This is a genomic window from Arthrobacter sp. Y3225116, from assembly GCF_059091245.1.
Genome location: NZ_JBNHGL010000010.1, coordinates 23,819 through 39,381, shown reverse-complemented (window position 1 = coordinate 39,381; position 15,563 = coordinate 23,819). Strand labels below are relative to the sequence as shown.

13 protein-coding genes are annotated in these 15,563 nt (G+C 61.4%); 5 read left to right on the top strand and 8 right to left on the bottom strand.

Annotated elements, in window-relative coordinates; genetic code table 11:
* Window positions 1-294: 294 nt before the first annotated feature.
* On the bottom strand, window positions 295-990 hold the full coding sequence (locus AC5RV2_RS02405; RefSeq protein WP_494091013.1) for a TetR/AcrR family transcriptional regulator: 696 nt from the start codon (window positions 988-990) through the stop codon (window positions 295-297).
* Between the two features lie 108 nt (window positions 991-1,098).
* Between AC5RV2_RS02405 and AC5RV2_RS02400 the strand changes: the two genes are divergently transcribed.
* Window positions 1,099-1,785, top strand: coding sequence for a DUF2306 domain-containing protein (locus tag AC5RV2_RS02400; RefSeq protein ID WP_494091012.1), 687 nt, complete (start codon window positions 1,099-1,101; stop codon window positions 1,783-1,785).
* Between the two features lie 28 nt (window positions 1,786-1,813).
* Here the strand turns inward: AC5RV2_RS02400 and AC5RV2_RS02395 are convergent, their stop codons facing one another.
* The 4 genes from AC5RV2_RS02395 to AC5RV2_RS02380 all read right to left on the bottom strand — a co-directional run bounded on the left by AC5RV2_RS02395 (window position 1,814) and on the right by AC5RV2_RS02380 (window position 5,223).
* On the bottom strand, window positions 1,814-2,326 hold the full coding sequence (locus AC5RV2_RS02395) for a hypothetical protein (RefSeq protein WP_494091011.1): 513 nt from the start codon (window positions 2,324-2,326) through the stop codon (window positions 1,814-1,816).
* Window positions 2,323-2,823 carry a hypothetical protein gene (locus AC5RV2_RS02390; protein WP_494091010.1) on the bottom strand — a complete coding sequence of 167 codons (501 nt, stop codon included), beginning with the start codon at window positions 2,821-2,823 and terminating at the stop codon, window positions 2,323-2,325. Before AC5RV2_RS02390 ends, AC5RV2_RS02395 begins: the two co-directional genes overlap by 4 nt.
* Window positions 2,824-3,050: 227 nt before the next feature.
* Entirely contained in the window at window positions 3,051-3,419 is a 369-nt protein-coding gene (locus AC5RV2_RS02385; protein WP_494091009.1) for a hypothetical protein, read from the bottom strand.
* Between the two features lie 52 nt (window positions 3,420-3,471).
* Entirely contained in the window at window positions 3,472-5,223 is a 1,752-nt protein-coding gene (locus tag AC5RV2_RS02380; RefSeq protein WP_494091008.1) for an NERD domain-containing protein, read from the bottom strand.
* Window positions 5,224-5,389: 166 nt separating this feature from the next.
* On the opposite strand from AC5RV2_RS02380, the gene AC5RV2_RS02375 reads away from it, so the two are divergent.
* Window positions 5,390-7,258, top strand: coding sequence for a DUF262 domain-containing protein (locus AC5RV2_RS02375; RefSeq protein ID WP_494091007.1), 1,869 nt, complete (start codon window positions 5,390-5,392; stop codon window positions 7,256-7,258).
* A 36-nt stretch (window positions 7,259-7,294) separates the two neighbouring features.
* Here AC5RV2_RS02375 and AC5RV2_RS02370 read toward each other — a convergent pair whose 3' ends face one another.
* The 3 genes from AC5RV2_RS02370 to AC5RV2_RS02360 form a co-directional block, all read right to left on the bottom strand.
* Entirely contained in the window at window positions 7,295-7,795 is a 501-nt protein-coding gene (locus tag AC5RV2_RS02370) for a TY-Chap domain-containing protein (protein WP_494091015.1), read from the bottom strand.
* A gap of 179 nt (window positions 7,796-7,974) precedes the next feature.
* Window positions 7,975-9,459: an ADP-ribosylglycohydrolase family protein gene (locus AC5RV2_RS02365; RefSeq protein WP_494091006.1), complete on the bottom strand. Its 1,485-nt coding sequence runs from the start codon at window positions 9,457-9,459 to the stop codon at window positions 7,975-7,977.
* Between the two features lie 341 nt (window positions 9,460-9,800).
* Window positions 9,801-10,415: an ARPP-1 family domain-containing protein gene (locus AC5RV2_RS02360; protein ID WP_494091005.1), complete on the bottom strand. Its 615-nt coding sequence runs from the start codon at window positions 10,413-10,415 to the stop codon at window positions 9,801-9,803.
* A 122-nt stretch (window positions 10,416-10,537) separates the two neighbouring features.
* Here AC5RV2_RS02360 and AC5RV2_RS02355 point away from each other — a divergent pair, with 122 nt between their 5' ends.
* The 3 genes from AC5RV2_RS02355 (at window position 10,538) to AC5RV2_RS02345 (ending at window position 15,466) form a co-directional block, all read left to right on the top strand.
* Entirely contained in the window at window positions 10,538-11,194 is a 657-nt protein-coding gene (locus tag AC5RV2_RS02355) for an NUDIX hydrolase (RefSeq protein ID WP_494091004.1), read from the top strand.
* A 300-nt stretch (window positions 11,195-11,494) separates the two neighbouring features.
* Window positions 11,495-12,205: a TY-Chap2 family putative peptide chaperone gene (locus tag AC5RV2_RS02350; RefSeq protein WP_494091003.1), complete on the top strand. Its 711-nt coding sequence runs from the start codon at window positions 11,495-11,497 to the stop codon at window positions 12,203-12,205.
* A 153-nt stretch (window positions 12,206-12,358) separates the two neighbouring features.
* The gene (locus tag AC5RV2_RS02345; RefSeq protein WP_494091014.1) at window positions 12,359-15,466 is read left to right on the top strand and encodes a DEAD/DEAH box helicase; all 3,108 of its coding nucleotides are present in this window, start codon (window positions 12,359-12,361) and stop codon (window positions 15,464-15,466) included.
* The last annotated feature ends 97 nt before the right edge of the window (window positions 15,467-15,563 follow it).

Here is a 15,563-nt window from a genome sequence, read left to right as displayed (position 1 = left end):
GTCGCGGTGGCTGCCGCGTTGCCGGCCGCAGACGCCGCAGGCCAGGTTCCCAGGGCTGCCGAGCAGGTTCCGGCGGCGAGGAGGCAGGCGGCGGCACAGGCGAGGGTGAAGGCGGTCCGAAACTGCAACGGCGTCCGCCCCGTCCGTCCGCGGTTGTTGCCCATGCCCGCTCCTGCGGTTCGGATTGCGGTTCATTCACCGTAGAGGCTGGCGCATCAGAGCACAACGGACAGACAAAACCCACGGCTCGCACCAGGCGGAGCGTGCAGGAGCCACGCGATCAGGACGCTGGCCTCAGGACCGCCGGGCCGACGTCCATCTCTGCTGGTGCAGCCTCTCAAATCCGTCCAGGAGCAGGTCCAGCGCGAACTCGAACTCGAACTGGTCGTCACAGCCCTGGCCGACTACGGACCCCTCGTCGTGGGAACCGGCCATGGCCATTTCCGCGATATGCGGATACCGCTCGGCCATCGCGCGCAGCATCTCCGGCGGAACGTCCGCGGGCGCGCTTTGCTGGTCGTCGAACAGTTCCTGGGTGAACCCCCACATCCGGCTGCCGAGGGCGTGCATCACGTGGTGGGTGAGGTCGACGGAGAATCCGCCGGCGCGGAACATGCCGATCACCGAGTCCATGTACTCGAGGACAACCGGCGTCTTGTTGGTGCGCGACTCGAGCACCTGGCGGGCCCACGGGTGGCGCAGCAGGACCTCCCGGGCCGACAACACGCGCTGACGGACGGCGTTCCGCCAGTCCGTCCCGCCGGGCCGCGTCTCGATCTCGCCGACGATGACGTCAACAATGCCGTCGAGCAGTTCTTCCTTGTTGGCGACGTGCTTGTAGAGGGCCATCGGCACCACGCCCAGCTCCTGGGCCAGCTTGCGCATGCTGAGCGCGTCGACGCCGGCTTCGTCGGCAAGAACGACGGCGGCGCTCAACACCCGCTCCCTGTTCAGCGGGGTGCGGCGTGCCGACTCCACCTGCTGAGCCATCAGGACCACCCTTTCTGACGGCAGATATCTCTTGACAAGTGTACAACGTACACCTACCTTTAGATCACGAGGTGTACGCCGTACACCCAAGACTCTGGGGAATCACCAATGGCTGCAGAAACCATCGCCGTCACCAAGGCCTCCGGGCGCCGGCCCCGCGGCCGCTGGCTCATTCCTGCCGGCTTGATCTTCGTCAGCCTCATCCCGGTCATCTTTGGATCGATCCGCGTGGCCGAGCTGACCGGGGGAGCGGCGGTCACGCCGGCCAACGAGCGGTTCTTCGACTCGCCCCTTCCCGTGCTGATCCACATCCCCGCGGCCATCGTCTACAGCCTGGTCGGGGCCTTCCAGTTTGTGCCGTCGCTGCGCCGCGGCAAGCGAGGCCGGCGCAGCTGGCACCGCATCGCCGGGGTCGTCCTTATCCCGGCTGGCCTGCTCGCTGCCCTCTCCGGCCTTTGGATGTCCGTCTTCTACGACCTCCCGCCCGACGACGGCGTCATCCTGCTCGTCCTTCGGCTGGTGTTCGGCACGGCCATGACGGCGAGCATCATCCTGGGCATCCTCGCGATCAAGCGGCGCAACTTCGCCGCACACGGCGCCTGGATGGCCCGCGGCTACGCGATCGGAATCGCCGCCGGGACGCAAGCCCTGGTGACCATCCCCTGGATTCTCCTGGTCGGCCCGACCAACGAACTGAGCCGTGCAGTGCTCATGGGGGCGGCCTGGCTGCTCAACCTCGCGGTCGCTGAGTACTTCATCCGCCGCCGTTCCCGGAGGTCTCTGGCTTCGGCATGACGAGTTCGCGGACATATCTAGCAGGTGGTTACTGCGATCTCAGCACTGCGCTGACCATCTCCTCGTACGACGATAGGCCGAGGTCGCCGTGCATGACGGTGATGGTCACGGCATAACCGCTGGAGGAGGAATGACTGTGTGTGCTTCCCGGTTTCGGTTGCTTCGGCACGATCTTATAGGTTTGGTTGCCTTCCTGGATCTCCGTGCCCGCGAGGTCGTGCAGCCGGTGTGCCTCTTTCCGAGTGATCCGCAAGTGCGTGTGCAAGTCCTGAGCGAGGGCACCATTGACCGCCTCTTCGATCCGGCGAACGGACTTGCGTCGCGCGGCAAGACGCAGAGGTACCCAGGAAAACAGCACGAGGATGAACACAAACAGGGAGACGCCCACGCCACTTCCGGTTACCAGCGCAACAATTACCCATAGGAGTGAAATCAGCACAGCGGATCCGAGCAGACAGCCTCCGCACGATCCGATGGCTACTGGGACCTCTACAGTTGCGGTAACAACTGGGTCTGGCGCGCCGTTGCTGGCTTTCTTCATCGCCACTCCTTCAATTCGGCGAGGGCCTCCGCTTCGCGCGCCAGCCGCAGGGCTTCCCGGAACTCAGGTAGTTCTGTGTTGTGGAGCGCCATAGGTGGGTCGCCCAGTGCAGCGAGTGACGCCAGATGGGCATGGCCATCCGCGAGCTTCTGGGCAACGTCGAGACGGTCTCGTGCATGGATCAGCTCGTTCCGCACGCCTTTGAGCTTGTCTCGGCGTTCTTCTTCTCGTTGGTGCCGTTCGCGCCAATAGTCCCGAGTCCGTTCAGCGGTCCGGAACATCCTCTCTCCGGTCTCAATGAGTCCTAGGACACGGGGATCAGTGCTGTCTGCAGCCCGCAACTGCTGCAAGCACCTCTCATAACCGGACGCGATAGAGGCGTAGTGTCTTTCGGTTTTGACCGCGCTCTCAACCGCAGGACTGAGTTTGGCTGCAGTTCGGTCGATTGCCCCTACCGCCGAATCAAGCCGCTGCCGGATGTCGACGTAGTTGTTCACCTCTCGTGGACTCCGAGCCATTGATTTTCCCCCAACTCAGTAGCTACCGCTTCGGATGAGAACCACGTACCGGAACCCTATGAAACCATCCGATGTCATGTGCGGTGTGCAGTCGGTTCTGCACCTTCGCCTCAGGACAGGAACCCTAGGGAGATGATCACATTAGCCTGTATGGATTTCTACTCAGTTCCATCTTTAAATACTTGCTCAAGTCTTGGAGCAGGAATTCATTCTTCCAAGCGAGGTTCCCAAACACACCACTCGTATCCGCAGCGGTCATCCATACACTGCCAGTCTGCGCTGCCCGGCTCGATGACGCAGCCGGCCCTTATTACCTTGGGCTCCGGACCGTCATCGGAAGGTATCCACATGCCGTGGACAACTGGCCAGGCTTCGTGGCTGCAGCGCGGGCACGTCGTCGTACCGTCGCCAGCCACCACCGGCGGGTTGGACTCCACGGCCGCCCACACTGCTCCGGCAGCACGCAGTTCGTCGAGGGTAATGTCGAGTAATTCCGCGGCGGTGTCCATCGGGACACCTGCCTCGCGCATGGTCATGAGACGGGACCATAGCGGGCCGTTTCTGAGATCTCTCATGCGGCCAAACTAGCGGTGAGCACCGACCGTTTGCCTTCTGAAGGCGTTTGATTCATCGTCCGACCTCCACCATCGTCTCTCCAGCGTCGCGCAGCGCCGGTGACCAGGGCTCGGCTCGTTTCAGCGCTGCCGCCAGCGTCGTTCCACCTGCGTCAGCCAGCAAATCCATGTCACCGACCACCACCAGCAGGCTCCTGGCTCGGGACAGGCCCACGTAGAGCTGCTCCGGCGCACGGTCCAGCTCCTTAAAGCCATTGGCGCAAAGGATAACCACCGACCTCTCCAGTCCCTTGAAGCCGAGCACATGGCCGTAGAACTCTTCCTCGTTAGCATGGAAGTTCTGCCAGTATTCAGCGATCTCGCCAATATCGAAGTACCCCTGGTGCACTGGATGGCGGTGTCGAGTGGTCAATAGTGCGATCTGGTTGTTGGCCCAGCCTTCTTCAATGAGCGCATCGACACAGTCACCGGCAACATCCAACGCTTCGTCAACTTCGCATTGGACGAAGCGTACGGGCAGGCCCGTACCACCTCGTGGCTTGAAGTAGTCTCCGGCGAAACCCTTGAAAGTGTCGGCGATCCGCCGCGTGTTGCGCAGGTTCTCGTCAATGTGGATCGGGACAAAGCTGCTGATCGGGCCTGCCACTCCGTCCGCCCCCACACCGGTCCAACGCCGGTAGACATCCTGGCGGTCGTCCATGAACGCATAGGCCTCGCCCGCTTCGGGATCCTTGAGGCAGGCGAGCAGCGCCTCCCACCACAGCGGGGCAAAGTCCTGCGCTTCATCGACGACGACGGCGTCCAGCTTCTGCTCGTGCGGCAGGTCCGCCGCCAATTCCCTGAGCAGGCGGGGCATTTCTTCATCGAAATACTCTTGGCCCGACCCATCCGGAACGCCGAGAGCGCGCACGTACTCATGGAACTCGCCAGTGAACACCGGCTGTGAGTGGCGCCAGCCTGACGTCCGCTCCTGCAAGTACTGCCCGAGCCCCTTGTTGTAGCAGAACAGGCCTACGCGCTTGCGTTCCCGGCACAATCTTTTGGCTTTCTCCACCGCCAGCCACGTCTTGCCGCTCCCTGCCCCGCCGGCGAACCGGATCCTGGTTAAATCCCGGGTTGCGGACAGCAGCACGGACTGTCGTTCCGTGAGCTGGTCCTGACGGTCTTCCAGCTCCTGAGCCTCCGCCGCTTCGGTGTCGCTCAAGGGCAGGGTTCCGGTTAACCGGCCGACGATCCGTTCCATGTACGACGACGCCAAGGGACTTGCGCCGCTGCCTTCGGTTTCGATGGCCCGCCGGATCTTCTCCGGGAGGTTGGCGAGATCCTCCGCGTCCAGCACTAACGAACGCAGGCAGCCGGCCATCGACCAGTCCTGGGGGACGTTCGTGTACGGCAAGCAGACCATGTAAGCGAAGCGGCTCGAGAGCTGCGTCCCGAGCTGTTCCCCGATCCACGTCCGGAAAGCGTGCATCGAGGACTGGGACTGCGCGACGGGGCTCTGGATCTTGTGCCTTCCGGCCCTGTCCGACTGCCACCACTGCCCCTCCTCAATGCTGACCAGCCCACCCTTGACCTCGATCGCCGCCAGACCAACACCTGGCCACAGGACCAACAAATCGATCTCGTGCTCAGCGCGTCCGTGCCGCACCTGCACAGAATGTGCGAGCACGACGTCGTCGGGCAGGCTGTCCCGGAGCTTCGCCCAGACCGCTTGCTCTGCCGAAAGCCCATCCCCGAACTCCGGTTCCTCCGGAATACACCGCGCCATCACAGCCCCATCGTCTCGATTAGTCTCGGAATACACAATGTATCTGGGGTTAGCTGATATGCCGTCCAAATCAGCGCGGGTGCTCGAGCGCGCAACCCGGGGACTTACACTCTGTAGATGATGGATAAGAAGTAGACCCAAAAGTGTGGAAGACTTCTGGCCCTTGACTGGTCCAGACCTGCGACGATTCGAGAGATGTTAGATGAAAGCTGAAGCTGTTACACCACGGGATCTTTTCGATTCGAAGGTTCAGTACGAAATTCCTGCCTTCCAGCGTCCGTACGTTTGGAACGAGGAGGATCAGTGGGCACCGCTTTGGTCTGATGTTCAGAGGGTCGCAGAAAACCTTCTCCTAGCTGGCGATGATGTCGACGAGCGCGAGAGAGTAACTCCGCATTTCTTGGGCGCCGTGGTCATTAAAGAGATGTCGCATGTCGCTGGAGACCTGGCACGGTCGTCCGTAATCGATGGCCAACAGCGTATGACGACTCTTCAGTTGTTGCTGGATGCCGCACAGGCTGTTGTTGAGGAATTGGGCTCCGAGGAAGACGCAGAAGCTCTACATGAGCTAGTACTGAACGACTCGAAACGATTCCGACAGACGAGGAACCGTTTCAAATTGTGGCCCTCGCGTGCTGATAGGGAAGCGTTCACGCTCGCAATGGATGATGCCGCAGTTGCCGCTAACGGGCACCGCATCACTCAGGCTCATCAGTTCTTTTCAGGTGCGATTCGTGAATGGGCTCGCGCCGAGGACGATGATCTTGAAGCAACGGCAGAAGACCGCCTGAGGGCACTCACCGCAGTGTTGTCCGACCGGCTATTCGTTGTCGCTATCAACCTTGGTGCTCTGGACGACGATCAGCTTATTTTTGAGACGTTGAACGATCGAGGGACTCCACTGTTAGCAGCTGACCTAGTGAAGAACTGGATTTTTCAGCGGGGGGAACAAGTAGATGCGGATGTCGATGCCTGGGCCGATAAATACTGGCTAGAGTTCGACGAGGACTGGTGGCGAGACCAGATAAGCCAAGGTAGGCACTTACGCTCCCGCATTGACATTTTCCTTCAGTACTGGCTGATGATGCGGGAACAGGAAGAAATTCCTACGGAGCAAGTGTTCAAAAAGTTTCGACACCATGCACACAGCCACATGGCTGCGGCCAACTCAGCAACAGCATTCGTTGAGGCTCTGCGCCGGGATGCCGATACTTTTCGGTCCTTTGCGGAGTTGGGAAATGATTCCGTTCAAGGACAGTTTTATCGACGCGTAATCGAGTCACTTGAACTTGCTGCTACGACGCCACTGCTGCTGTGGCTCGTTTCGGACAACCATCGGGTCCCGCAAGACCAGGTTGAGCTCGCGTTGGCCAGCCTCGAGAGCTGGGTCGTGCGGCGAACATTGCTGCGCAAAACGACCAAGGACGTTACGAAAATGATGGTTGTTTTGTTAAAGGAACTGGAGGCATCGGACGTAGCCCGTGCGGGAAGTGTGGTGAAGAGAGTCCTTTCGTCCCAATCGGCAGATTCACGAGTTTGGCCATCGGATGCTGACGTCCTCGCAGAGCTTCCAGAGGTCAGGCTCTACGGGAACGTGCGGCAGTCTCGACTTCGAACAATTTTCGGAGCGCTTGAGCGGAAAATGCGTACGGATCGCTCAGAGAACGTTAGCCTTCCTGACCGTCTCGAAATTGAGCATGTGATGCCGCGGGAGTGGAGGTCGCACTGGTCAGATTCCCTAAGCGGTGAGGAAGGCGCAAGTCAGACTAGAGACGCCCTAATTCATACGATTGGGAATCTAACTTTGACTTCGGGCAAGCTGAATAATGCTTTGGCGAACCGTCCATGGACTGATAGCGAGGCAGCTTCGGTAGCGCCGAGTGGAAAGGACGCAGGCAAAGGCAAGCGCTCTTTGCTGGCTGATTTCAGCATCTTGCTCCTGAATAAGTCCATCGTCGATGACCATCTTTCCGAGTGGACAGATGAAGACATACGCAAAAGATCAACCGAATTAAGTAGCCTTGTCTGCCAGGTTTGGCCTCGTCCGTCTGTAGAAAGGGAGCAGAATTAGCAGAGCCGATAGGCGAGGCAGCTGAACGGGGAGCCATCACCACTGCGGTGGCGTCGTCGCCACGTGCCAGTTCAGCAGGAGGACGTCCGGACACGAGCGGCCGTGGCGGAGACCGTTGAGCACGGCCGTGGCGGCGGCCAGGGATCCTGCGCGCCAGCTGTGCCAGTTGGGACACCCCAAGTCCGGGGCGTCCCAGCCAGCTGCCTTCAGGACGTCACCGTGCAGCGGCCAAGTGTCGCCGGGAAGGTAGTCGTTGGAGACGATTTCGCACCAGTAGTCGTCCTCGTCCAATGCGACCTGGGCGTAGGGCGCGATGGCATCATCTGTGGACTCGCCGTACTCGATCATCACGAAGTCTCCGTCTTTGAGCCAACGGATCTCCTCCGCGATCAAGCCGAGGGCTTGTCCCCAGCCGCTGGGCCTCGCGGGTGCCGCAAACAACTCTTCGGGGCGTTGCCTGGTGGGTTCGACACGGGCAGACGCAGGAGGAACCCGATCGCCTTGTGCAGCCAATTGGGCAGCTGACAGCGGCCACATCACATCCATGCCAGCCATATGGGCCTCGCCTATGGCATACTCCACGCCGTCCAGCCATGCACGTCGGCCGCCCGACTTGGTCGCCCGGGCGAAGCACAGGGTGCAGAGGTAATTACGCAGGATCAGATGCTTTGGCCTTTCGCCACCGCAGTGTGGGCACAGCGGGTCCGTATTCCCTTTCAAGACGCCTCTTCGGAGAGCCGGCGCAGCGTTGCCACGAACAGCGGATTCGGGTTCGCGCCGGGGAGTACTTCCTTGACCTTCTCCAGCGCTTGTAGCGGTGTCATATCAGTCGCCAGCGACCCATACATGGCAGCAACGGTGGGGGTGCGGCTTTCCATCCGCACGCAGTGCAGCAGCACACGCTTGCCCTCGGAACGGAAAAGCGCGACGGCGGCCGCCGCCTCCCGCAGCACGAACTCCAAGTGGGCGTTGGCCTCCGGGGCAGCCTCGTCCAGCAGCATGAAGGCTGCATGGTCCGCGGCCGGAACACGGGCGTCCTGCGTACCGACTCGCGACAGTGAGACAACAGCGTCGTAGTCGTCCCGGGCCAGGGCCGGCGCGCCGCCGAGGAGCACGCCGGGATCCAGGGGATGTTCCACCACCTCGATTTGCGAGGAGCTGATCCACCCCGAGTTGTCGAACGAATCGACGTCCGGCCAGCGGCCGGGCGTCCGTCCCTCGGCGCGGCCCAACTGGAACCCGATGCGCAGCAGGTCCCGTGCGGTGTAGCCCGGCCAGCCGTGCAGGTTCCGGCGCCACTCGAACGGCACCGCGGTGTAGCCGTAGGCGGCGCCGAGCAGCCCGCCGGCGATCGCGGCCACGGTATCCGTGTCGTTGCCGCCGCGGACTGCCTCTTCCAGTGCGGCACGCAGGTGAGCCGGGCCGGAAGCTGCGTCCGCCGTCGTCGTGATGGCAGACCAAGCCCCTTGGAACGCCTCGACCACCCAGCCATTGCGGGTGAAGTCTCGAGGGCGGCTGTGCTCGGCCGTATCAATCCGCTCGAGCCAAACGGGCCTGCGGTCGATAGGCAGCAGGGACAGTCCGGCGCGGACGTCCAGCTCGCCCGTGAGCACGGCCCGGCGGATCGCCACGCACCAGAGGGCGCAGGCCTCGCCGGCCTCCGGATCAAAGTGGGTGAGGGCGCTCAACTCCGCTGCCGCATCGAACAGTTCCTGCAGTGTCGCATCCAAGTAGGCCAGGGCCAGGGGCGCCGTGCGCATCAACGAGCCGTTGCCGGCGGAGCGGCCGGTGCTCACATGCACCTGCTCAGCGGAAGCCAAAGCATCCGCAGCGTTCGGGGCAGTGCGTCCGGCTGCTGCGGCCAGGCGCCGAGCTCCGTTTAGGGCCGACGACGTCATCGCGCCCACGTCCCGGGCGTCGCGTGCCCAGTCCGCCCACCCGCGGACGATAGCGTCTTTGGCTGCGCCGTCGAGTGTATGCCCCGGGGCATCGAGCAGAGCCTCGGCGATGACCAGTGCCATGGACGTGTCATCCGTCCACTCTGCCGGCTCGAAGCCGAAGGGGCCGCCACCGATCATGGCCACCGGGGTGCCATCCGGCATCGGGGCATCGAATTCGTAGCCGGCTCCGAGGGCGTCGCCGGCGGCCTGGGCGATGAGCACGCCGGCGGCGCTGTCGTTTTGGGCAGAAGAAAGGTTCATGGGTGCCTCCAGGGGGCAGGTATCGGATGGGAAAGAAGCGGTGCAGGCGATACGGGTATTGCAGAAGGTGTGTGTCAACCGGTCATCACCGGGTGCCGGGTGTCCCAGCCGCTCAGGTGTGCAAACGCCGGCGCCGGATTGAACGGGGACGTTCTGAACGTGATGCCGTTGAATGAAACAGGTTCGGAGCTTCCCAAGAATTCGCTGCGGGGCAGGTGCCCGGTGTCCGCGCCCATAAGGCGAACTGCTAGGTCACGTGCAGACTGCGCGGGAGTCTCAGCGTTAGATGCACGGTCAGAGTAGAGCTGAATGTTCAGCCAAGCTGCCTGCAGCATGGAGCGTTAGTGGCTGCGGAACAGCTTGTGGCTGCCGAACAGTTCTAGCATCAGCGCCTTACCGCCGAATCCGACGACGACGCCGCGCTGTCCGTCGATCGGCAGCGGCAGCCTTTCCAGATCCGGGCTTGTGCTCCGCGTGCCAGCGTCCAAGTGATGGACCAGTGAACCGGAATCGGACACCGTGTTCAGGCCCTGGTACCTGGCAACGCGTTCCCACACCCTGCCCTGGGTTTCCGCGCCGCGGTCAGTCCGGTGCAGCTCGGCCCGAACATTTAGTGGCGCGCGGCGGGCGGAGCGTTTGTGAGCCGAAGCGCCGCCCCAACGGCCGAGTTCTACGCAAAAGGTATCCACTTCACGCGTCTCGCCCGCCGGCAGGATAACGTCCCGGGCGCAGACCCGATGCTGGTGCCCGCCTTCGAGCAGCAGCACCGGCTTGGTGTCGCGGTTGGTGGCGGTGAGCTTTCCAACCTGAGGGCCGGAAGCGAGCTTCCGTGACGTCCAAGTTCGCCGCAGCTCCGGTGGCCAAGCCGACGGTAGCACGAGCTTCGGCCCAGACCGGGAACAGTGTGAGCGGGCCGAGCCGGCTGCCGCTTCCGATGTTAGCTGTCCAATCTTCATGCGATCCCCCTCCGCTTTCGTCCGGCCGCACAGCTTCAACTGTCGGCCAATATTTATATTGCGCATTTCTGCGCTAAATCAAGATTAGGCCCAGTTGGCCATTTAGCGCAAGAGTGCATTTAATGTTTTCTGTGACCCCGCCCGAGAACGCCACGCCTTTGACCGACTACCCACGCCCTTCTGTAGCAGTAGACACCGCCGTGCTGACAGTTTGGCGGGACTCACTATGCGTCCTGGCCGTCGAGCACACCAAGGCGCCTGGCTTCGATTGGGCACTGCCGGGAACGTTCCTGCACGAGGGGGAGCGGCTGGCAGATGCAGTGCTGCGCTCCCTTCGGGACAAGGCAGGCATCAGCGGCCGCACCCCGAAGCAGCTGTATGTGTTCGACGACCCCGACCGTGACCCGCGCGGCCGAGTGTTGTCGGTGGCCCATGTGGACGTCGTGCCGTTCGAGCAACTGGAACCTGCGCTGCAAAACGATCGCGTGAAGCTCTTTCCAGCGGACGACGGCGGTCCCGGACTCCCGTACGACCATCCCGCGTTGGTTGCGAAGGCCGTGGAGTATGCGCGCTCCGGCTACGAGAGAGCCCCCGACCCCGGTGGACTGCTGACCCAGTCCTTTACCCTCCGCGACCTGCGCATGGTTCACCAGGCAGTCGCCGGGCGCGAACTCATGCGTGACACTTTCCGCCGGTTCATGGAGCCGCAGCTAGTACCCACAGGCGAAATGACCGGCGGTGGGCGCGGCCGGCCCTCGAGGTTGTGGCGGCGGCCTTAGCGGCTTAAAAAAAACGAATGGAAAGCCGCGGGTGTGTGTTGCTTGATCCGCAGGGCCTGCTGGTCATCAGCCACTGCACATTCTAAAGCCGGTTTCTGCTCAGACACCACTTTTCAACTACGCCGAATGCCACAACTCTCGCGATACGCTGTGCGTCCTTGCATGGGAGCAGTACGGTCATTGCGGCTCGGCATCGACAGACGGTGATAACGAAGTTTTGGGAACGACTCGTGTTCTGCCTGCAGGGATGGCGTCGATCTGAGGAGGTCGTTTGGTGAATTGCATGACAAGAGGAGGACCATGAGCACGATGACGTCGATGGTGGAAGGGCTGAGCTTCAACACGACCAAGATCAGGGCACAGTCTTGGTGGATAGCCACGGAACTATGCCGGCGGCACTCCGAATTGAGAATTGTCGAACACCATCCAGGCGGCGGGCACTATGACTGCCTAGGGCTTCTGAACAGGGACGATAATCAAATCATTATCGACATGAATCGCGGTGGCAGCCTTCACATCCATCGTGGACCGCAGGCAGGCAGTTTCGGCTGGGCAGAAGTCTTCTCGAAAGAACCGATCGACCTCATCCAACTATTGGAGCAAAGGTCAGGGTTGAGGAGCCCAGTTGCCACGATGCCCACGACGAAGTATCTCCTTGCCTATCGAATTGTGACTTCCGTCTTGCTTCAGAGCGCCAATGCGAAGTCTCCTTGGGACGTCACTTCGTTGTACGAAGTGGCAGGAGGGAAAGACGCATTAGAGAACATTTGCCGCGAGTTTCCAGGACTCACCGTGGAGAACGACGCGGCAGCCCTAGGTCCTTTTTCCGATGTCAGACATGCTCATTGGGCACTTCGCCGGAGGGGCGGACCGATCGAATTCATAGTCTCTGACAAAAGTATTCTGTTCCAACGAGACAGCAAACAAATAAATACCTACCAGCTTTTCAAGACGCACGGGCGTAGCGTCGCTTCGACGATCGGGATGGCCCTTGGTCAGGCCTTGAAGTAGCCGATTACCAGGACGATGATCCGGGGGGGAAGAGGGACCGAATCCGGCGAACACAATCGAAACGTAATGCGGCTCGGCATGGCTCAAAGTGTCATCGTCTTCGTTTACCCTGGGCTGGTGAATGCATTTATTGGGGGAGGGGCAGCAGACGCCCTGCACGAAGGTCTGTACGAGGCCCTGCACACGGAATCTCTGGCTCGTCGTCTGGAGCGGGTGCCGGACTTTCAAGCGAACTTCGAGCAGATAGACGCAGCCGACGCCACTGAGATCCTTTCAAGACATATTGGCGAGGCCGCCCGGGCTGCCTTGGTGGCGGCAAAGCCTGAGGACCGGCTGGCACTCGCCAACAAGCTGTTGGAAGGCATCCAGGCAGAAGACTCGATCAAGGACGGCCCGCGGCAGCTACTCTCCCTTCATGCACCGGAGAAATTGCGGCGCCGAAACCTTCGCCGGCCGCTTACTCCACTGTCGGATTCCGCCCTCCTGACGAACGGCAAGGACGATCCGAACTTGGCAGCCGAGCTTCGTGCCGAGATGGCATCGGCCAATAGCGTCGATCTGCTCAGTGCCTTTATCAAGTGGAGTGGTCTGCGTCTACTGGAGGGAGCACTCGATGAGCTGGCAGACCGCGGCGTTCGCATCCGCGTCATCACGACCACTTACATGGGCGCCACCGAACGCCGTGCGGTCGACGAACTCGTCCGCCGGTACGGGGCCGAAGTGCGGATCAGCTACGAAACACAAGCCACCCGCCTCCACGCCAAGGCATGGCTTTTCCGCCGCAGCACCGGATTCAGTACGGCTTACGTGGGTAGCTCCAATTTGAGCAGGCCCGCCCTCCTAGACGGGCTCGAATGGAACGTTCGTTTATCCTCCGTGACAACTCCGGCGTTGCTAAATAAATTTGAGGTCACGTTCGACAGTTATTGGGAACAGCGAGCCTTCGTGCCCTACGACCCGGATAAAGACGCCGAAAGGCTCGACGCTGCCCTGCTTCGAAACGGCGGCACCACGGCCATGCAGCCGATGGGTGCCACGGGGTTAGAGGTCCAGCCGCATTTGCACCAGGTCGAGATGTTAGAGGAGCTCGAAACATCCCGCGGGCTCCTCGGCCACCATCGAAACCTGGTTGTGGCCGCCACTGGTACCGGGAAGACTGTCGTGGCGGCATTGGACTACAAACGGCTCTGCGACGAGGCCGACCGCCCGCTAACACTGCTGTTTGTAGCGCACCGCAAGGAGATCCTGGAGCAGTCTCTGCGCACGTACCGCGCCGTCATGCAGAGCGGCTCGTTTGGCGAACTCTACGTGGGCGACCATAAGCCAACCCAATGGAAACATGTGTTCGCCAGCGTTCAGTCCCTCGCCGCCAAGGGGATGGATCAATTCGAAGTCGGCCATTTCGACGTCGTGGTCATCGACGAGTTCCACCACGCGGAAGCACCAACTTACCGGAGCATCATCGCCCACCTTCGCCCGCTGGAACTGCTTGGCCTAACTGCGACGCCGGAGCGAGGCGACGGTGTCAACGTGGCCGACGAGTTTTTCGACGGCCGGATCGCCAGCGAATTGCGGCTCTGGGACGCACTGGACGCGGACCTTCTCGTGCCGTTTCACTACTTTGGGCTGGCCGACGATGTCGACCTGAGCCAAGTGGAATGGAAGCGCGGCAACTACGACGCCGAGGCGTTGAGCGTCTTGTACACGGGCAACGACGCCCGTGCAGCCAAAGTGATCAAGGAACTGCGCGACAAGGTGCTCAGCACACGGGAAATGCGGGCCATCGGCTTCTGCGTTTCGGTTCAGCATGCGCACTACATGGCGAGGGTCTTCAACGAGGCAGGCATCACCTCCGTGGCCGTTTCAGGTGCCACTGACAGCGATGAGCGTGCTACCGCCCTGGCCAAACTTCGCAGCAAAGAAATCAACTGCATTTTTGCCGTAGACCTTTTCAACGAAGGCCTGGACGTTCCAGAAATCGACACAATCCTTCTGCTGCGCCCGACGCAGAGCTCCACCATCTTCCTCCAGCAGCTCGGCCGCGGCCTGCGGCGTGCGGAGGACAAAGCCGTGCTCTCGGTCCTCGACTTCATCGGCCAGCAGCGCCGCGAATTCCGTTTCGATCCCAAGTTCCGGGCACTCACGGGAACCAGCAGGGCCGGCCTGGTCAAACAGATTGAGGACGAGTTCCCTCTCCTGCCCTCCGGCTGTCAGATAATTCTGGACCGGGTGGCGCAGCAGACTGTGCTGGAGAACATCAAGTCTCAGCTGCGGTTCAACCGAAAGCAGCTCGTTTCCGATATACGCACACACGCCGAGGTTCTGCTCGAGGACTACCTGCGCGAGTCCGGCCGTGACCTTACTGACGTGTACCGGAAGACCGGAAACTCCTGGACATCGCTGATCCGCGAGGCCGGGCTGATCGACGGCGATACGCCGCCTGTCCTCCATCGCGAGGGCAGCTCCGTCTTCGAGGAGCAGTTGGTGCTGAAGAAGATGACCGCACTGCTCCACGTGGATGACCCGGAACGAGCCGAGGCCTACACATCGCTGGTGTCCTCGGAGGCCCTGGCCTATGAGGACCTGGGAGAACGGGAGAAAATCCTGGCTCGGATGCTGTTCTATACTCTTTGGCCCAATGGCGGAGGATTTGAAAAGTACGACGACGGCTTCGAGCAGTTGCGTTCTTATCCTTACGTCTGTTCCGAAATCATCCAGCTCATGAAGCGCGGTGTCCAGTCTGCCCGCCACATGCCAAAAGGGCTCGGAATGGGTCTGCAGCACATACCGATGTATTCACATGCCACCTACCGACGCGAGGAAGTGTTAGCGGCGCTTGGCATTGCCAAGCTCGGCGGCCGGAATGCGGAGCACCGCGAGGGCGTGGCGTGGAGCCCGGGTACCGCAACGGACGCCTTCTTCGTCACCCTGAACAAAGACGAAAGGAAGCACTCGGCCAGCACCATGTACAGGGACTACGCGTTGAGCGAGGACCTGTTCCATTGGGAATCCCAGAACAGCACATCCACCACCAGCCCTGTGGGCCGGCGGTATTTGAACCGCAAGGATCATGGTTCGCAAATCGTTCTGTTCACCCGGGAACACTCGAATGATGAATCGGGGAAGACCATGCCATACACATGTCTAGGCCAAGTCGACTACGTGCAGCACTCTGGGGAAAAGCCCATTGGAATTACGTGGAAGCTGCACCGACCTATGCCGGCAGATGTCTATGCGGTGGGAAGCGCGGTGGCACGATGAACGATGACGCGCTGCTACTTTGTCCACAATGCGGCAGAGGTCTGTCGCGATCAAACCCAGATGGAGCTATCGGAAAGCACGCAAACAGGGAAGGAAG